Origin of the sequence: Streptomyces gardneri, from assembly GCF_006539185.1 — a bacterium.
Lineage (GTDB): Bacteria > Actinomycetota > Actinomycetes > Streptomycetales > Streptomycetaceae > Streptomyces > Streptomyces gardneri.
Window position 1 is genome coordinate 197,114 of record NZ_BJMN01000012.1, and the last position, 18,720, is coordinate 215,833.

The 18,720-nt window shown below is 67.6% G+C and carries 15 protein-coding genes and 1 tRNA gene; 3 read left to right on the plus strand and 13 right to left on the minus strand.

Annotated elements, in window-relative coordinates; all coding sequences use genetic code 11:
- Positions 1-14: 14 nt before the first annotated feature.
- The 10 genes from SGA01_RS10745 to SGA01_RS10795 all read right to left on the minus strand — a co-directional run bounded on the left by SGA01_RS10745 (position 15) and on the right by SGA01_RS10795 (position 13,210).
- Positions 15-3,929, minus strand: a complete 3,915-nt coding sequence (locus SGA01_RS10745) for a DNA-directed RNA polymerase subunit beta' (RefSeq protein ID WP_024755375.1) — start codon at positions 3,927-3,929, stop codon at positions 15-17.
- Positions 3,930-4,032: 103 nt separating this feature from the next.
- A complete protein-coding gene (rpoB, locus tag SGA01_RS10750) occupies positions 4,033-7,515 on the minus strand; it encodes a DNA-directed RNA polymerase subunit beta (RefSeq protein WP_055641866.1) in 3,483 nt (1,160 codons plus the stop codon).
- A 548-nt stretch (positions 7,516-8,063) separates the two neighbouring features.
- Complete coding sequence (gene rplL, locus SGA01_RS10760) at positions 8,064-8,447, minus strand: 50S ribosomal protein L7/L12 (RefSeq protein ID WP_141295759.1); 384 nt, start codon at positions 8,445-8,447, stop codon at positions 8,064-8,066.
- A 111-nt stretch (positions 8,448-8,558) separates the two neighbouring features.
- Positions 8,559-9,089 carry a 50S ribosomal protein L10 gene (gene rplJ / locus SGA01_RS10765; protein WP_055641868.1) on the minus strand — a complete coding sequence of 177 codons (531 nt, stop codon included), beginning with the start codon at positions 9,087-9,089 and terminating at the stop codon, positions 8,559-8,561.
- Positions 9,090-9,334: 245 nt separating this feature from the next.
- The gene (locus tag SGA01_RS10770; RefSeq protein ID WP_141295762.1) at positions 9,335-10,261 is read right to left on the minus strand and encodes an SCO4651 family lipoprotein; all 927 of its coding nucleotides are present in this window, start codon (positions 10,259-10,261) and stop codon (positions 9,335-9,337) included.
- Positions 10,262-10,378: 117 nt separating this feature from the next.
- A complete protein-coding gene (gene rplA, locus SGA01_RS10775) occupies positions 10,379-11,107 on the minus strand; it encodes a 50S ribosomal protein L1 (RefSeq protein WP_024755370.1) in 729 nt (242 codons plus the stop codon).
- An 80-nt stretch (positions 11,108-11,187) separates the two neighbouring features.
- Positions 11,188-11,622: a 50S ribosomal protein L11 gene (gene rplK / locus SGA01_RS10780; protein WP_015035536.1), complete on the minus strand. Its 435-nt coding sequence runs from the start codon at positions 11,620-11,622 to the stop codon at positions 11,188-11,190.
- Between the two features lie 158 nt (positions 11,623-11,780).
- Entirely contained in the window at positions 11,781-12,701 is a 921-nt protein-coding gene (gene nusG, locus SGA01_RS10785; protein ID WP_141295765.1) for a transcription termination/antitermination protein NusG, read from the minus strand.
- A gap of 44 nt (positions 12,702-12,745) precedes the next feature.
- Positions 12,746-13,033, minus strand: a complete 288-nt coding sequence (gene secE, locus SGA01_RS10790; RefSeq protein WP_141295768.1) for a preprotein translocase subunit SecE — start codon at positions 13,031-13,033, stop codon at positions 12,746-12,748.
- 104 nt (positions 13,034-13,137) lie between these two features.
- Positions 13,138-13,210, minus strand: a tRNA-Trp gene (locus SGA01_RS10795).
- A 206-nt stretch (positions 13,211-13,416) separates the two neighbouring features.
- Here SGA01_RS10795 and SGA01_RS10800 point away from each other — a divergent pair.
- Positions 13,417-14,643 carry a pyridoxal phosphate-dependent aminotransferase gene (locus SGA01_RS10800; RefSeq protein WP_055641872.1) on the plus strand — a complete coding sequence of 409 codons (1,227 nt, stop codon included), beginning with the start codon at positions 13,417-13,419 and terminating at the stop codon, positions 14,641-14,643.
- A 136-nt stretch (positions 14,644-14,779) separates the two neighbouring features.
- A complete protein-coding gene (locus SGA01_RS10805) occupies positions 14,780-15,802 on the plus strand; it encodes an adenosine deaminase (protein WP_141295771.1) in 1,023 nt (340 codons plus the stop codon).
- A gap of 16 nt (positions 15,803-15,818) precedes the next feature.
- On the opposite strand, the gene SGA01_RS10810 is transcribed toward SGA01_RS10805, so the two are convergent.
- Complete coding sequence (locus SGA01_RS10810; RefSeq protein WP_141295774.1) at positions 15,819-16,415, minus strand: TetR/AcrR family transcriptional regulator; 597 nt, start codon at positions 16,413-16,415, stop codon at positions 15,819-15,821.
- Positions 16,416-16,502: 87 nt separating this feature from the next.
- Between SGA01_RS10810 and SGA01_RS10815 the strand changes: the two genes are divergently transcribed.
- On the plus strand, positions 16,503-17,141 hold the full coding sequence (locus SGA01_RS10815) for an NAD(P)-dependent oxidoreductase (RefSeq protein WP_141295777.1): 639 nt from the start codon (positions 16,503-16,505) through the stop codon (positions 17,139-17,141).
- Positions 17,142-17,157: 16 nt separating this feature from the next.
- On the opposite strand, the gene SGA01_RS10820 is transcribed toward SGA01_RS10815, so the two are convergent.
- Together SGA01_RS10820 and SGA01_RS10825 are read right to left on the minus strand one after the other, a co-directional pair.
- Positions 17,158-18,216: a UDP-N-acetylmuramate dehydrogenase gene (locus tag SGA01_RS10820; RefSeq protein ID WP_229918382.1), complete on the minus strand. Its 1,059-nt coding sequence runs from the start codon at positions 18,214-18,216 to the stop codon at positions 17,158-17,160.
- A 74-nt stretch (positions 18,217-18,290) separates the two neighbouring features.
- The gene (locus SGA01_RS10825) at positions 18,291-18,719 is read right to left on the minus strand and encodes a MaoC family dehydratase (RefSeq protein ID WP_141295782.1); all 429 of its coding nucleotides are present in this window, start codon (positions 18,717-18,719) and stop codon (positions 18,291-18,293) included.
- Position 18,720: the final 1 nt, after the last annotated feature.

An 18,720-nucleotide genomic window follows, 5' to 3' on the forward strand; every position in this document is an offset into this window, starting at 1 on the left:
TCGGTTCGCACTACTTACTGGTTGTACGGACCGTAGTCGTAGTCCTCCAGCGGAACGGCCTGGCCGGAGCCCGAGCCGAACGGCGAGTAGTCGATGTCGTCGTAGCCGACGGCCGAGTACATCGCGGCCTTGGCCTCTTCGGTCGGCTCGACCCGGATGTTGCGGTAGCGGGCGAGGCCCGTACCGGCCGGGATGAGCTTACCGATGATGACGTTCTCCTTGAGGCCGACCAGGGAGTCCGACTTGGCGTTGATCGCCGCGTCGGTCAGAACCCGGGTCGTCTCCTGGAAGGACGCCGCCGACAGCCACGACTCGGTGGCGAGCGAGGCCTTGGTGATACCCATCAGCTGCGGACGGCCGGAGGCGGGGTGACCGCCCTCGGTGACCACACGACGGTTCTCGGTCTCGAACTTCGAGCGCTCGACGAGCTCGCCCGGCAGCAGCTCCGCGTCGCCGGACTCGATGATCGTCACGCGGCGCAGCATCTGCCGGATGATGATCTCGATGTGCTTGTCGTGGATCGACACGCCCTGCGAGTTGTAGACCTTCTGGACCTCGGCGACCAGGTGGACCTGGACCGCACGCTGACCGAGGATGCGCAGCACGTCGTGCGGGTTGGTGGCACCCACGGTGAGCTTCTGGCCCACCTCGACGTGGTCGCCCTCGCCCACGAGCAGACGGGCACGCTTCGAGATCGGGAACGCCGTCTCGTCGGTGCCGTCGTCCGGGGTGACGACGATCTTCTTGGTCTTCTCGGTCTCCTCGATACGGATGCGGCCGGCCGCCTCCGAGATCGGGGCGACACCCTTGGGCTGACGAGCCTCGAAGAGCTCGACGACACGGGGCAGACCCTGGGTGATGTCGTCACCGGCCACACCACCGGTGTGGAAGGTACGCATCGTCAGCTGGGTACCGGGCTCACCGATGGACTGGGCGGCGATGATGCCGACCGCCTCACCGATGTCGACCAGCTTGCCGGTGGCGAGCGAACGGCCGTAGCAGAACGCACACGTACCGACCGCGGACTCACAGGTCAGGACCGAGCGGGTCTTGACCTCCTCGACGCCCGCGTTGACGAGGGCGTCGATGAGCACGTCACCCAGGTCGACGTTGGCCGGCGCGATGACCTTGCCGTCGACGACGACGTCCTCGGCGAGCATCCGCGCGTACACGGAGGTCTCGACGTCGTCCGTCTTCCGCAGGACACCGGCCTCGTCCTTGGCCGCGATCCGCAGCTTCAGACCGCGCTCGGTGCCACAGTCCTCCTCGCGGATGATGACGTCCTGCGAGACGTCCACCAGACGACGGGTCAGGTAACCCGAGTCGGCGGTACGCAGGGCGGTGTCGGCGAGACCCTTACGGGCACCGTGCGTGGAGATGAAGTACTCGAGGACGGTGAGGCCCTCGCGGAACGACGCCTTGATGGGACGCGGGATCGTCTCGTTCTTGGCGTTCGACACCAGACCACGCATACCGGCGATCTGACGCATCTGCATCATGTTTCCTCGGGCACCCGAGTCAACCATCATGAAGATGGGGTTCGTCTTGGGGAAGTTCGCGTTCATCGCCTCGGCAACCTCGTTGGTCGCCTTGGTCCAGATCGCGATGAGCTCCTGCGTGCGCTCTTCCTTGGTGATCAGGCCGCGCTCGTACTGCTTCTGGACCTTCTCGTCCTGCGCCTCGTAGCCCTTGACGATCTCCTTCTTCGCCTCGGGAACGACGACGTCGGAGATGGCCACGGTGACGCCGGAACGGGTCGCCCAGTAGAAGCCCGCCGCCTTCAGGTTGTCGAGCGTCGCCGCCACGATGACCTTGGGGTAGCGCTCGGCGAGGTCGTTGACGATCTCGGAGAGCTGCTTCTTGCCGACGGAGTAGTCGACGAACGGGTAGTCCTCGGGCAGCAGCTCGTTGAAGAGCGCGCGGCCCAGGGTCGTCCGCAGACGGAACGAGTCACCCTGCTGCCACTCACCGGCGGCGACGCTGTCGTCACCCTCCTCCGTGACCGGGGGAACCCAGCCGCGGGGAGCGACGGTGCCGACGGGGAAGCGGATGTCGATCTCCGACTGGAGAGCGAGCTCGCCGGCGTCGAACGCCATGATCGCCTCGGCCGTGGAGCCGAACGCGCGGCCCTCGCCCTTGGTGTCACGGAGCTCACCGTCGGTGGTCAGGAAGAACAGACCGAGGACCATGTCCTGGGTCGGCATCGTGACCGGACGGCCGTCGGCCGGCTTCAGGATGTTGTTCGAGGACAGCATCAGGATGCGGGCCTCGGCCTGCGCCTCCGCGGAGAGCGGCAGGTGCACGGCCATCTGGTCACCGTCGAAGTCCGCGTTGAACGCGGTGCAGACGAGCGGGTGGATCTGGATGGCCTTGCCCTCGACCAGCTGGGGCTCGAAGGCCTGGATGCCGAGGCGGTGCAGCGTGGGCGCACGGTTCAGCAGAACCGGGTGCTCGGCGATGACCTCTTCGAGGACGTCGTACACGACCGTGCGGCCGCGCTCGACCATCCGCTTGGCGCTCTTGATGTTCTGCGCGTGGTTCAGGTCGACCAGGCGCTTCATCACGAACGGCTTGAAGAGCTCCAGCGCCATGGCCTTGGGCAGACCGCACTGGTGCAGCTTCAGCTGCGGACCGACGACGATGACGGAACGCGCGGAGTAGTCCACACGCTTACCGAGCAGGTTCTGACGGAATCGACCCTGCTTACCCTTCAGCATGTCGCTGAGGGACTTCAGGGGACGGTTACCGGGACCGGTCACCGGACGACCACGACGACCGTTGTCGAAGAGGGCGTCCACGGCCTCCTGAAGCATGCGCTTCTCGTTGTTCACGATGATCTCGGGCGCGCCGAGGTCAAGGAGTCGCTTCAGACGGTTGTTGCGGTTGATCACGCGGCGGTACAGGTCGTTCAGGTCGGAGGTCGCGAAGCGGCCACCGTCCAGCTGCACCATCGGACGCAGGTCCGGCGGGATGACCGGCACGCAGTCGAGAACCATGCCCTTGGGGCTGTTCGCGGTCTGCAGGAACGCGGAGACGACCTTGAGGCGCTTGAGCGCACGGGTCTTCTTCTGGCCCTTGCCGGTACGGATGATCTCGCGGAGGCGCTCGGCCTCCTCCTCCAGGTCGAAGGACTCCAGGCGCTTCTGCAGCGCCGCGGCACCCATCGAGCCGTCGAAGTACGTGCCGAAGCGGTCACGCAGCTCGCGGTAGAGGAGCTCGTCGCCCTCCAGGTCCTGGACCTTGAGGTTCTTGAAGCGCGACCAGACCTCGTCCAGACGGTCGATCTCGCGCTGCGCACGGTCGCGCAGCTGCTTCATCTCGCGCTCGGCACCCTCGCGCACCTTGCGGCGCACGTCGGCCTTCGCACCCTCGGCCTCAAGCTCGGCCAGGTCGTTCTCGAGCTTCTTGGCGCGGGCCTCCAGGTCGGAGTCGCGACGGTTCTCGATCTGCTGACGCTCGACGGAGACGTGCGCCTCGAGGGAGGGCAGGTCACGCGTACGACGCTCGTCGTCGACGAACGTGATCATGTACGCCGCGAAGTAGATGACCTTCTCGAGGTCCTTCGGGGCGAGGTCGAGCAGGTATCCGAGGCGCGACGGGACGCCCTTGAAGTACCAGATGTGGGTGACGGGAGCGGCGAGCTCGATGTGGCCCATCCGCTCACGGCGCACCTTGGCGCGGGTGACCTCGACGCCACACCGCTCACAGATGATGCCCTTGAAGCGGACACGCTTGTACTTGCCGCAGTAGCACTCCCAGTCCCGGGTCGGACCGAAGATCTTCTCGCAGAAGAGTCCGTCCTTCTCGGGCTTGAGCGTGCGGTAGTTGATGGTCTCCGGCTTCTTGACCTCGCCGTGGCTCCACTGACGGATGTCGTCAGCGGTAGCCAGACCGATCCGGAGCTCGTCGAAGAAGTTGACGTCGAGCACTATGCGTCAATCCCTCTCAGGGTTGTAAGTCTTGGGGTCTGGAACGGGGGTCCTGGGGCCGGCGGGGGGACCATCACTGGTGGTCCCCCTGCCGGAACTCCCGTCAGACCTCTTCGACGCTGCTCGGCTCGCGCCGGGACAGGTCGATGCCGAGCTCCTCCGCTGCGCGGAAGACGTCCTCGTCGGTGTCGCGCATCTCGATGGACATGCCGTCCGAAGAGAGCACCTCCACGTTGAGGCACAGGGACTGCATCTCCTTGATGAGCACCTTGAAGGACTCGGGGATGCCGGGCTCAGGGATGTTCTCGCCCTTGACGATGGCCTCGTAGACCTTCACGCGGCCGGTCACGTCGTCGGACTTGATCGTCAGCAGCTCCTGGAGGGCGTACGCGGCGCCGTATGCCTCCAGCGCCCACACCTCCATCTCACCGAAGCGCTGGCCACCGAACTGGGCCTTACCACCCAGCGGCTGCTGGGTGATCATCGAGTACGGGCCGGTCGAACGCGCGTGCAGCTTGTCGTCGACCAGGTGGTGGAGCTTGAGGATGTACATGTACCCGACCGAGATCGGGTCCGGGAACGGCTCGCCGGAGCGGCCGTCGAACAGCCTCGCCTTACCGGTCGGGAGCACCATGCGCTCGCCGTCGCGGTTCGGGATGGTGTGGTTCAGCAGACCCGCGAGCTCGTCCTCACGCGCACCGTCGAACACCGGGGTGGCGACGTTGGTGCCGGGGGCGACCTGGTCGGCGCCGATCGCCTGGAGGCGCTGCGCCCACTCGTCCGCGAGACCGGAGACGTCCCAGCCGCGGCTGGCGAGCCAGCCGAGGTGGATCTCCAGGACCTGTCCCGGGTTCATTCGGGACGGGACACCCAGCGGGTTGAGGATGATGTCGACCGGCGTGCCGTCCTCGAGGAAGGGCATGTCCTCGATCGGAAGGATCTTGGAGATGACACCCTTGTTGCCGTGACGGCCGGCGAGCTTGTCACCATCGGTGATCTTGCGCTTCTGGGCGACGTAGACGCGGACCAGCTGGTTCACGCCCGGGGGAAGCTCGTCGCCCTCCTCGCGGTCGAAGACGCGGACGCCGATGATCTTGCCGATCTCGCCGTGCGGCACCTTCAGCGAGGTGTCACGGACCTCACGGGCCTTCTCACCGAAGATCGCGCGGAGCAGGCGCTCCTCCGGGGTCAGCTCGGTCTCACCCTTGGGCGTGACCTTGCCGACGAGGATGTCGCCGGCGACGACCTCGGCACCGATACGGATGATGCCGCGCTCGTCGAGGTCGGCGAGGACCTCCTCGGAGACGTTCGGGATGTCCCGGGTGATCTCCTCCGGGCCGAGCTTGGTGTCACGGGCGTCGACCTCGTGCTCCTCGATGTGGATCGAGGAGAGGACGTCGTCCTGCACGAGGCGCTGCGACAGGATGATCGCGTCCTCGTAGTTGTGACCCTCCCACGGCATGAACGCCACGAGCAGGTTCTTGCCGAGCGCCATCTCGCCGTCTTCGGTGGCGGGACCGTCGGCGAGGACCTGGCCCTCGATGACGCGGTCGCCCTCGTCCACGACGACCTTCTGGTTCACAGAGGTGCCCTGGTTGGAGCGCGAGAACTTGTGCAGGCGGTACGTGATGTACGTGCCGTCGTCGTTGGCGACCGTGACGTAGTCGGCCGACAGCTCCTGGACGACACCGTCCTTCTCGGCCTTGAGCACGTCGCCGGCGTCGGTGGCGCAGCGGTACTCCATGCCGGTGCCGACGAGCGGGGCCTCCGACTTAATCAGCGGCACCGCCTGACGCATCATGTTCGCGCCCATGAGGGCACGGTTGGCGTCGTCGTGCTCGAGGAACGGGATCATGGCGGTCGCGACCGACACCATCTGGCGCGGCGAGACGTCCATGTAGTCGACCTCGGCCGGCAGGACGTAGTCGACCTCGCCGCCACGCTTACGCACCAGGACGCGGTTCTCGGTGAGCCGCATGTCGTCGTTGAGCGCGGCGTTGGCCTGCGCGATGACGAAGCGGTCCTCCTCGTCGGCGGTGACGTAGTCGACCTCGTCGGTGACCTGGCCGTCGACGACCTTGCGGTACGGCGTCTCGATGAAGCCGAACGCGTTGACGCGGCCGTACGAGGCGAGCGAACCGATCAGACCGATGTTCGGGCCTTCGGGGGTCTCGATCGGGCACATGCGTCCGTAGTGGGACGGGTGCACGTCTCGGACCTCGAAGCCGGCCCGCTCACGGGACAGACCACCAGGGCCCAGCGCCGAGAGACGACGCTTGTGCGTCAGACCCGACAGCGGGTTGTTCTGGTCCATGAACTGGGACAGCTGGCTGGTGCCGAAGAACTCCTTGATGGAGGCGACGACCGGCCGGATGTTGATCAGGGTCTGCGGCGTGATCGCCTCGACGTCCTGGGTGGTCATGCGCTCACGCACGACGCGCTCCATACGAGCCAGACCCGTGCGGACCTGGTTCTGGATGAGCTCGCCGACGTTACGCAGACGACGGTTGCCGAAGTGGTCGATGTCGTCGGTCTCGACGACGATCTCGTTGCCGTTCTCGCCGATCGTCTCGGTCTCGCCCGCGTGGAGCTTGACCAGGTACTTGATCGTGGCGATGACGTCGTCGGTGGTGAGCACGCCGGCGTCCAGCGGCTCGTCGGCGCCGAGCTTCTTGTTCACCTTGTAGCGGCCGACCTTCGCGAGGTCGTAGCGCTTCGGGTTGAAGTAGAGGTTCTCGAGCAGCGTCTGAGCGGCCTCACGGGTCGGCGGCTCGCCCGGACGCAGCTTGCGGTAGATGTCGAGCAGCGCGTCGTCCTGGCCCTGGGTGTGGTCCTTCTCCAGGGTGGCGCGCATGGACTCGTACTCGCCGAACTCCTGCAGGATCTGCTCGGTGGTCCAGCCGAGAGCCTTGAGGAGCACGGTGACCGACTGCTTGCGCTTGCGGTCGATACGGACACCGACCAGGTCGCGCTTGTCGATCTCCATCTCCAGCCAGGCACCCCGGGACGGGATGATCTTGGCGGAGAAGATGTCCTTGTCGGACGTCTTGTCGATCGAGGAGTCGAAGTAGACACCCGGCGAGCGGACGAGCTGCGACACGACGACACGCTCGGTGCCGTTGATGACGAAGGTGCCCTTGTTGGTCATGAGCGGGAAGTCGCCCATGAAGACCGTCTGAGACTTGATCTCGCCGGTCTCGTTGTTGGTGAACTCGGCGGTGACGAAGAGCGGGGCACCGTACGTGAAGTCACGGTCCTTGCACTCGTCGATCGAGTTCTTCGGCGGCTCGAAGCGGTGGTCGCGGAAGGTCAGCGACATCGACCCGGAGAAGTCCTCGATCGGCGAGATCTCCTCGAAGATCTCTTCCAGGCCGGACTTCGTGGGGACGTCCTGTCCCGACTCAAGGGCAGCCTCGACGCGAGCCTTCCAGGCGGCGTTGCCGAGCAGCCAGTCAAAGCTCTCGGTCTGCAGCGCGAGGAGGTTCGGAACCTCGAGGGGCTCCTTGATCTTTGCAAAGGAGATGCGCAGCGGGGCGGTGCTTGCGCCGTTGTTCGTATTGGTCGAGGCGTTGCGCGAGGCGGCCAAGAGGGGGTCCTTCCGAGGGCTCGGACTCACTACGCGCGTACCGGTCCCCAGCAATGCTTTGCGGCAGACTTTTCCTGAGATGACCAAAAGGCCAGGTCAGACGGGGTCGGTCCACGAAGCGGATGCGAAGGTATGCCCCTGGTGACGGGCAGAGGGCAGCTAACAGGCAGCGCAAAGGGTCAGTGTAGCCACTTGGCTCACTGATGTCCAGGGCGAGTAATTCGCGACCCTCGTTGCTCTCAACTCCGCGGTACCTCGCGCCGTGTGGCGCACCTCGATACTGCCCGTTCAGCCGTCGATCCATGCCTCGGATGCGGATCGTTGTGACGACGCGTCCTGAGAATTGCGCGCTGCGTGCGGTTCGTCAAGGCCCCCCGGTGTGCGGGGCGCACGGCGAAGATCACCATACTCCGCTCCCGGCGGCCCTCGGGCCCCCCGCCACGCCCTTCCCGGGGAACGCCGAAAGGCGACCACCCACAAGGGTGATCGCCTTTCGGTGCTCCCGCGTTACACGGGGGCAGGAGTCAGCTCAGCGAGCCGAAACGGTCTTACTTGACCGTGACGGAGGCGCCGGCGGCCTTGAGGGACTCGGCGGCCTTCTCGGCAACGTCCTTCGCGACCTTCTCGAGGACGGCCTTCGGGGTGCCGTCGACGAGGTCCTTGGCCTCCTTGAGGCCCAGGGAGGTGAGCTCACGCACGACCTTGATGACCTGGATCTTCTTGTCGCCCGCGCCATCGAGGATGACGTCGAACTCGTCCTGCTCCTCAGCGGCCTCGGCAACGGCGCCCGGGCCGGCCGGACCGGCAACGGCGACGGCCGCGGCGGCGGTGACGTCGAACTTCTCCTCGAAGGCCTTCACGAACTCGGAGAGCTCGATGAGGGTCATCTCCTCGAACTGGGCGAGGAGGTCGTCCTGAGAGAGCTTCGCCATGATGGGCGATCCTTCCACTAATTCGGCAGGTGCCGATGTGTCTTGAGAGGCGGGCGTAACGGCCCGCTACGACCCGCGCACTAGGCGGCGCGGATCAATGCGCGAGCCGAATTACTCGGCACCGCCCTGCTCGGCGAGCTTGACGCGAAGCGCTTCCGCGGTGCGGACGAACTTCGACGGCAGCGCCTGGAGGAGCGAAGCAGTCTGCGACTGCTTGCCCTTGAAGGCACCGGCCAGCTTGCTGAGCAGAACCTCGCGGGACTCGAGGTCCGCAAGCTTCTTGATGTCGTCGGCGGAGAGAGCCTTACCGTCAAGGACACCGGCCTTGATGATGAGGTTCGGGTTCTCCTTGGCGAAGTCACGCAGGGCCTTCGCCGACTCCACCGGGTCACCGGTGACGAAGGCGACCGCGGTCGGACCAGCGAAGTGCTCGTCCAGTGCGGTGATCCCGGCCTCGTTGGCCGCAATCTTGGTCAGCGTGTTCTTCACCACGGCGTACTGGGCGTTCTCACCGAGCGAACGACGCAGCGTCTTGAGCTGCGCAACGGTGAGACCCCGGTACTCGGTCAGCACGGCGGCGTTGGAGCTCTGGAACGCGTCCTTGAGCTCGGCCACCGATGCAGCCTTGTTGGGCGTCGGCATAGTGCTTCGGCCTCCTTCCGGGTGATGAGGACCGCTCAGAAGGAGGCTGAACAAAACAAAACGCCCCGGCGCAGGCGCACGGGGCTTAGCTCGACCGGACGAGTCCGGGAACCTTCCACAGTCACCTGCGCGGGTCGTCCGTTGTCAGCGGATCCTTCGGCCACCGCACCCGGTAAGGGCACAGCAACGACCAGCGGTCTTTGGCTTCTGTGGAAGCTTACGTGACGCGTTCCGGTTCGGGCAAATCAGCTCTGACCGGCGCCTTCGCCGAGGCCCTCGCCGAGCTGCTTGATCATCGCCATGAAGTCGAAGGTGTCCTTGGCCGGCGGGGCCACGACGCTCGCCTTCGTGCCGTAGTCGGAGTAGAAGGCGGTCATGTTCATCTGGCCCTCGGGCATCTTCATGCCGACGACCATCTTGACCGGGTAGCCGTCGCCGTTGACCCAGAGCTCGGTGTCGTAGCCCTTGATCCCGGATTCCTTCATGGTCGCGACGAGCTTGTCGCGGTCGGCCTTCGGCAGGCCGTCGAAGCTCTTGTTGGCCTTCAGCATGTCCTCGAAGGCGATCGCACCCTTGTAGTGCTCGGCGTCGACGCCCTCGACCTTCTCCGGGCCGATGTGCTTGATGCCCGGGGCCTCCAGGAGCAGCGCGAGCTGCTGCGCCGGGTCCTGGTTCATGCCGCCCAGGCCCTGCGTCATCTGCTTCTGCAGGGCGGCGTCGCCGGACTCCTTCGCGATCCCCGCGAAGTCCAGCTTCATCCAGCGCTTGCCGTCCATCTCGGCGGCCTGCTCGGCGCCCATGTCCATGTACATGACGTTGTCACGCATGATCATGCGGATCTTCTCGGGCATCCCGGCGGCGCCCGCGCCGGCGAACATGCCGCCGGTCATCGTCACGTCCATCGCGGCCGGGTCCCAGCCCTGCACGCCGGTCATGGTGGTGGTGCCGGCGCCCGGGCCGTCACCCTTCATCTCGATCGTCATCCGGATCTTCGCGGCCTTGGCGGCCGAGGTCTTCTCGTACGCGGCCTGGATGACCTTCGTGACGTCCCCGTGGCTCTTCACCCCGCCGGCCGCCTTGGCGTCCCCGTCGTCCTGACAGCCCGCGACACCCACGACGACGGCCGTGGCCGTCAGGGCGACGCCCGCGCGCTTCCATGCGGACATGTTCATGAGCGTTCCCCACCCCTTGATGATTCTTTACGGTCCTTTGAACCGTAACAAAGAACAGGCCCCCGCCTCTCCGAGGAGAGGCGGGGGCCTGTTGACCACTCAGTGAACCTGTGAGGTTCAGACCGCGGCCGGGTCCTCCTCGACGAGGAGGTTACGGGTGCGGTTGGAGTCCAGCGGGATGCCGGGGCCCATCGTCGTCGTCAGGGTCGCCTTCTTGATGTAGCGGCCCTTGGCGGCGGACGGCTTCAGACGAAGGATCTCGTCCAGGGCCGCGGCGTAGTTCTCGACCAGCTTCGTCTCGTCGAAGGAGACCTTGCCGATGATGAAGTGCAGGTTCGAGTGCTTGTCGACGCGGAACTCGATCTTGCCGCCCTTGATGTCGTTGACAGCCTTCGCGACATCGGGGGTGACGGTGCCGACCTTGGGGTTCGGCATGAGACCACGCGGGCCGAGGACGCGGCCGAGGCGGCCGACCTTGCCCATGAGGTCCGGGGTGGCCACAACGGCGTCGAACTCGTTCAGGCGGTTGCCCTTGGAGATCTCGTCGATGAGCTCGTCGGAGCCGACGATGTCGGCACCCGCGGCGATCGCGGCCTCGGCACGGTCACCGGTCGCGAAGACCAGGACCCGGGCGGTCTTGCCGGTGCCGTGCGGGAGGTTCACGGTGCCGCGGACCATCTGGTCGGCCTTGCGCGGGTCGACGCCCAGGCGGAAGGCGACCTCGACGGTGCCGTCGAACTTGGTGGCGGCGGTGTCCTTCGCCAGACGGACGGCCTCGAGGGGGGCGTAGTTACGCTCCCGGTCGATCTTGGCGTCCGCGGCGCGGAGAGCCTTGCTGCGCTTCACTTCTTCTCCTGTTGGTTCAGGTATGGAGTCGTGGTGCGGGCCGCGCAGGCCCTACCACTGAGGTCACGAGGTGGGGGTGATCAGCCCTCGACCGTGATGCCCATGGAGCGGGCGGTGCCAGCGATGATCTTGGACGCGGCGTCCAGGTCGTTGGCGTTCAGGTCGGGGAGCTTGACCGTGGCGATCTCGCGGACCTGGGCAGCCGTGAGCTTGGCGACCTTGGTCTTGTGCGGCTCGCCGGAGCCCTTGTCCACACCAGCGGCCTTGAGGATCAGCTTCGCGGCCGGCGGAGTCTTCGTGATGAAGGTGAAGGTGCGGTCCTCGTAGACCGTGATCTCCACCGGCACGACCATGCCACGCTGCGACTCGGTCGCGGCGTTGTAGGCCTTGCAGAACTCCATGATGTTGACGCCGTGCTGACCCAGCGCGGGGCCGACCGGCGGGGCCGGGTTGGCCGCGCCGGCGTTGATCTGGAGCTTGATAAGCCCCGTGACCTTCTTCTTCTTGGGAGGCATTGCTCTCTCCGGGTCCTAGTGAGAGTGTTCAGCCCGCCTTCCGGTCATCCGGATGCAGGCATACCGCACAACGATAACGGGTATAGACGCGCGGCTAAAAACCGAGCAGGTCAGAGCAGCTACGAGAGCCACTCTGACCTGGTCGGAAGACGGTGAGATCAGTTCTTCTGGATCTGGTCGAAGCTCAGCTCGACCGGGGTCTCGCGACCGAAGATCTCGACGAGGCCCTTGACCTTCTTCGAGTCCGGGTTGATCTCGTTGATCGTGGCCTGGAGGGTCGCGAAGGGACCGTCCGTGACCGTGACCGAGTCGCCGACCTCGAAGTCCAGAACCTGGACCTCCAGCTTGCGGGCGGGAGCGGGCTTGCCCTCGGCCTCGGCGGCCTCGCGGGCGGCCTTCTCCTCGGCCTCCGGGGCGAGCATCTTGACGATCTCGTCCAGGGTCAGCGGGTACGGGTCGTAGGCGTTGCCCACGAAGCCGGTGACGCCGGGAGTGTTGCGGACGACGCCCCAGGACTCGTTCGTCAGGTCCATGCGGACGAGAACGTAGCCGGGGAGCTTGTTCTGCTTGACGTTCTTCCGCTCGCCGCCCTTGATCTGGACGATCTCTTCCTCGGGGACCTCGGCCTGGTAGATGAAGTCCTCGACGTTGAGCGAGACGGCACGCTGCTCGAGGTTGGCCTTCACGCGCTTCTCGTAGCCCGCGTAGGTGTGGATGACGTACCACTCGCCGGGGAGGGTGCGGAGCTCCTCGCGAAGCGCGGCGACCGGGTCGACCGGGGCGGCCGGCTCGGCCTCCTCCTCGGTCTCGTCCTCGGCGTCCTCGACCTCGTCGGACTCCTCGGCGTCGGACTCGTCCGACTCGTCTTCCTCGGCGTCCTCGTCGGACTCCTCGGCGTCAGCCTCGTCCTCGTCGGACTCGTCCTCGTCGGCCTCGGCGTGGAGAGCGGCTTCCTCGGCGGCGTCGCCCGCAGCGTCGTCAGCAGCGTCGGCCTGGTCCTCGTCGGCGGCCTCGACGATGTCCAGCTCGTCCTCGACGGACTCGGACTCGAAGGCGTCGTTCAGGTTCGCGTCAGACACGGTGGCTGCTTCTTCCTGCGATACAGATGGGGTGGAACAAAAAGTCAGCCGAAGACGTACTTGACTGCTTCCTGGAAGCCATAGTCAATCACGGTGACAAGGCCGATCATGATGACGACGAAGATAATCACCACAGTGGTGTACGACGTCAGCTGGCTGCGAGTCGGCCAGACGACCTTGCGGAGCTCCGCGACGATCTGGCGGTAGAAGAGCGCGAGACGGCCCAGAGGGCCCTTCTTGCCGCGCTTGCCGCCCTTGCGAGTCTTCTTCTTCGACTCGGAGGCCTCGTCATCGGCATCAGGCATGTCGATGGAGCCTACGGCGTCCGTCACGATCTCTCACCTGATTCCGGGTCGGCCGTGCCGCGCCCGGGATGGAGCCGCACGGCGGTGCAATGAAGTACGTACATGCGCACAACACCTGGCGGTGTGTGTAGCAGGGCCGGAGGGACTTGAACCCCCAACCGCCGGTTTTGGAGACCGGTGCTCTACCAATTGAGCTACGACCCTTTGTTGGTGTCCCTCAACGTACCGCATCGTGAGATGTGGTCGGTGCGGGCCAACGAGGAGTGAGCATACGTGGTCATGGGGGTCCGCGTCGAACAGAAACCACGCCGACCTGCCCTCGGACGGGCGTACGACCGGGAATGACCGTTCCTGTCCGGTCCGTGAAACCTGTGTGCCGGGCCCGGATCCGGTCTGGGACGATGGCCCGTATGAGCGCTGCTACCCCTCCCACCGAGCGTCGGGTCTCCGCCCGCATCGGTGCGATCTCCGAGTCCGCCACCCTCGCCGTCGACGCCAAGGCCAAGGCCCTCAAGGCCGCCGGGCGTCCGGTGATCGGCTTCGGTGCCGGTGAGCCCGACTTCCCGACCCCCGACTACATCGTCGAGGCGGCCGTCGAGGCCTGCAGGAACCCGAAGTTCCACCGCTACACGCCGGCCGGCGGTCTGCCCGAGCTGAAGGCCGCGATCGCCGCCAAGACGCTGCGCGACTCGGGCTACGAGGTCGACGCCTCCCAGGTCCTCGTGACCAACGGCGGCAAGCAGGCGATCTACGAGGCCTTCGCCGCGATCCTCGACCCGGGCGACGAGGTCATCGTCCCGGCGCCCTACTGGACGACGTACCCCGAGTCGATCCGTCTCGCGGGCGGTGTCCCGGTCGAGGTCGTGGCCGACGAGACCACCGACTACCGGGTCTCCGTGGAGCAGCTGGAGGCCGCGCGCACGGAGAAGACGAAGGTCGTCCTCTTCGTCTCGCCGTCCAACCCGACCGGCGCGGTGTACTCCGAGGCCGAGACCGAGGCGATCGGCCGCTGGGCCGTCGAGCACGGTCTGTGGGTCCTGACGGACGAGATCTACGAGCACCTGGTCTACGGCAGCGCCTCGGCGGTCTCCCTCCCGGCGGTCATGCCGGAGCTGCGCGACAAGTGCATCGTCGTCAACGGTGTCGCCAAGACGTACGCGATGACGGGCTGGCGCGTGGGCTGGATCATCGGCCCGAAGGACGTCGTGAAGGCCGCGACGAACCTCCAGTCGCACGCCACGTCGAACGTGAGCAACGTGGCGCAGGTGGCCGCGCTGGCCGCCGTGTCCGGCAACCTGGACGCCGTCGAGGAGATGGGGCGCGCCTTCGACCGGCGCCGCCAGACGATCGTGCGGATGCTCAACGACATCGAGGGCGTCTACTGCCCGACCCCGGAGGGCGCGTTCTACGTGTACCCCTCGGTGAAGGGTCTGCTCGGCAAGGAGATCCGTGGCAAGCGCCCCGAGACCTCGGTCGAGCTCGCGGCCCTGATCCTCGACGAGGCCGAGGTCGCGGTCGTCCCCGGCGAGGCCTTCGGCACGCCCGGTTACCTGCGCCTGTCGTACGCGCTCGGCGACGAGGACCTGGTCGAGGGTGTGTCCCGGATGCAGAAGCTGCTGGCGGAGGCGACCGCCTGAGTCGACCACCTAGGAACGTTCCTAAGTGATCGGGCCCCCGGTTCTTCGGAACCGGGGGCCCGTTTTTGCGTTCTAGCAAGGTCCCGATCGGGGAAACGGGGTGCCTTCGTCCATTCGGGTGCGGCAGTATCAGTCGATGGAGCACGTTTCACGCGACATCACCCTGCTGCCCAAGGCCCATCTGCACCTGCACTTCACCGGTTCGATGCGGCCCACGACGCTCATCGAGCTGGCCGACAAGTACGGCGTCCATCTCCCCGAGGCACTCAAGGGCGGTACGCCCCCGAAGCTACGGGCGACCGACGAGCGCGGCTGGTTCCGCTTCCAACGCCTGTACGACATCGCCCGCTCCTGCCTGCGCGAGCCCGAGGACATCCGGCGGCTCGTCCGCGAGGCGGCCGAGGAGGACGTCAGGGACGGCTCGGGGTGGCTGGAGATCCAGGTCGACCCCACCTCGTACGCTCCGCTGCTCGGCGGGCTCATCGCGGCCATGGAGGTCATCCTCGACGCGGTCGACTCGGCGTCCCGCGAGACGGGGCTCGGGATGCGGGTGCTCGTCGCCGCGAACCGGATGAAGCATCCCCTGGAGGCGCGGACGCTCGCCCGGCTCGCGGTGCGGTACGCGGACCGGGGCGTGGTCGGCTTCGGGCTCTCCAACGACGAGCGGCGGGGCATGGCGCGCGACTTCGACCGCGCGTTCTCGATCGCCCGCGACGGCGGTCTGCTGGCGGCGCCGCACGGCGGCGAGCTGACGGGCCCGGCGTCGGTACGGGACTGCCTGGACGATCTGCGGGCCTCGCGGGTCGGCCACGGGGTGCGGGCGGCGGAGGACCCCCGGCTGCTGCGGAAGCTCGCGGAGCGGGGGGTGACCTGCGAGGTCTGCCCCGCGTCGAACGTGGCGCTCGGCGTGTACGAGCGGCACGAGGACGTACCGCTGCGGACGCTCTTCGAGGCGGGGGTGCCGATGGCGCTGGGCGCGGACGACCCGCTGCTGTTCGGCTCGCGGCTCGCGGCGCAGTACGAGATCGCCCGCCGGTACCACGGGTTCACCGACGCGGAGCTGGCGGAGCTGGCCCGTCAGTCGGTGCGGGGTTCGGCGGCCCCCGAGGGCGTCCGGGCGAAGCTGCTGGCGGGGATCGACGACTGGATCGCCGACTGATCCGTCGCCTCGGCCTCTAGCCGAGCCCGCTCATCAGTGTGCGCGCGATCGAGCGGGCGAAGTCGTCGAGCGACTGGGGCGGCCTGCCGTCCTCGGTCATCTCGTACGCGAAGGCCCGCTGGACGCAGGCGCCGAGGAGGAGCGCCGCGGCCGCCCGGGGGTCCGCGTCGGCGCCGACGCGGCCGAGGCGCTGCTCGGTGCGGAGGTAGGCGGTGAGCCCCTCGACGGGCTTGTGCGGGCCGGCGCCGAGTCTGCGCATGCCCTCCTCGTGGCGGGCCTTGAGCTGCGGCTCGGCGTAGAGCGAGGCGGCCATCGGGAAGCTCTCCTCGTAGAAGAGGGCGGCCTGCCGGGCGATCTCCGTGAGGTTCTCCTCGACGGTGCGGCTGCCGGGGTCGGCGGCGAGGGCGCCGAGCAGTCCGCCGAGCCGGGGCAGCCGTTCGTCGAGGACGGTCAGGAAGAGTTCTTCCTTGCTCGCGAAGTACTTGTAGAGCGCCGCCTCCGAGCAGCCCGCGGCCTTGGCGATCTCCTTGGTCGTGGTGCGGGCGAGCCCCGCCGTCCGCATGAGGTCGCGCGCGGCGTCGACGATCCGTACGCGGGTCGGCTTCTGTTCCATGCATCCTCCACTCACGCTTGACGCGTGAGTGAGTATCCACCCACCCTGAGGGTGAGTGAACACTTACCCACCCCGGGAGGGTGCGACATGAGGCTCACAGTCTTCGGCGCGACCGGCGGCATCGGACGGGAGATCGTCCGCCAGGCTCTGGCCACGGGCCACGAGGTGACGGCGGTGGTGCGGGACCCCGCGCGGCTGGCGGTCACCGGGGAGCGGCTCGTGGTCCACCGGGCGGACCTCGCCGACCCGGAGACCCTGCGCGCGGCCGTCACCGGCCGGGACGCCGTGCTCTCGGGTCTCGGCGCGCGCGGACGCGCGGACGCGGCCACGGGCGTGGCGGCGCGGCTGACCCGCTCGGTGCTCGCGGCGATGGAGGCGGAGCGGGTCCGGCGGCTCCTGGTGGTCAGCGCGGCACCCGTGGGCCCCGCCGCGGAGGGCGACGGGGTGCTCGACAAGGCCGTCCTCGCGGTGATCAGCAGCGTCCTGAAGGACGTCTACGCCGATCTGCGGGTGATGGAGTCCGCGCTGGCGGCGAGCGCCACCGACTGGACCTCGGTCCGCCCGCCGAAGCTGACCGACAAGCCGCTCACCGGCCGGTACCGCACGGTCGTCGGCGGCAACCCGCCCCGGGGCCGCACGCTGGCCCGCGCGGACGTGGCCCACGCGATGCTGGCGATGATCGACGCCCCGACGACGGTCGGCCAGGGCGTCGGAGTCGCCTACTAGGAACCGGCGCTCGGCGCTAGAGCTCCACGCCCACCGTGACGGGCTCGTTGACGAGGGTGATCCCGAAGGCGTCCCGCACGCCGGCGACGACCTCGCGGGCCAGGGCGAGGAGGTCCTCGGTGGTGGCCTCGCCGCGGTTGGTGAGGGCGAGCGTGTGCTTGGTGGAGATCCGGGCGGGCCCGGTTCCGTACCCCTTGGTGAACCCGGCCCGGTCGATGAGCCAGGCCGCGGAGGTCTTCACGGTGCCGTCCTCGCCCGTGGGGAAGGCCGGCGGGGTGACGTCGGGGCCGAGCCGTCCGGCCACGCGGGTGAGGAAGGTCTCGTACTCCCCCGCCGTGAGGATGGGGTTGGTGAAGAACGAGCCCGCGGACCAGGTGTCGTGGTCCGCGGGGTCCAGGACCATGCCCTTGCCGGCGCGGAGCCTCAGGACGGTCTCACGGGCGGTGGTGAGCGGTACGCGGTCGCCGGCCTCGACGCCGAGGGCGCGGGCGGTCTCCGGGTACTTGATCGGCGCCGACATCCCGTCCGCGTCCTCGAGCTCGAAGCGGACCCGCAGCACCACGTACCGCTCGGGCTGGTCCTTGAAGAGGCTGTGGCGGTACGAGAAGGCGCACTCGGCGTTGGCGAGGGTGACGGTCTCCTCGGCACGCCGGTCGTAGGCGACGACCTCGGTGACGGTGGCGGAGACGTCCTGCCCGTACGCGCCGACGTTCTGGATCGGGGTCGCGCCGGCCGAGCCGGGGATGCCGGCGAGGCACTCGATCCCGGCGAGCCCGGCCTCGACGGTCCGCGCGACGGCGTCCGTCCAGACCTCGCCCGCCGCGAGCTCCAGGCGGGTGCCCTCCAGGGAGAAGCCGGTGGTGGCGATGCGCAGCGCCGTGCCGTCGAAGCCCTTGTCCCCGATGACCAGGTTGGAGCCGCCGCCGATGATCAGCAGCGGGGTGCCCGTGGTGTCGGCCTCGCGGACGGCCGCGACCACCTCGTCGTCGGTGGTGGCGGTGACGAGCCGGGTGGCGGGTCCGCCGAGCCGGAAGGTGGTCAGGGGCGCGAGGGGGGCGTCGTGGAGAGGCTGCACGCGCTCAAGAGTACGAGAGAGAAAGAAGCCCATAGCCCCATTGCATGCGCAATGGGGCTATGGGCTCTCGGCTGTCAGGCGAGCTCGACCACGGCCCGCGACATGCCCAGGACCTTCTGGCCGGCGCTCATGGCGGTGATGTCGACCCGCACCTTCCGGTCGTCCAGCTTCGCGGCGACCTTGGCGCTGACCTCGATGAGGGCGCCCTGGTCGTCGTTGGGGACGACGACCGGCTTGGTGAAGCGGACGCCGTACTCGACGACGGCGGCGGGGTCGCCGGCCCAGTCGGTGACGACGCGGATCGCCTCGGCCATGGTGAACATGCCGTGGGCGATGACGTCCGGGAGGCCGACCTCCACCGCGAACTTCTCGTTCCAGTGGATGGGGTTGAAGTCCCCGGAGGCGCCCGCGTACTGCACGAGCGTGGCGCGCGTCACGGGGAAGCTCTGCGCGGGCAGCTCGGTGCCGACCTCGACCTCGTCGTAGGCGATCTTGGCGGTCATG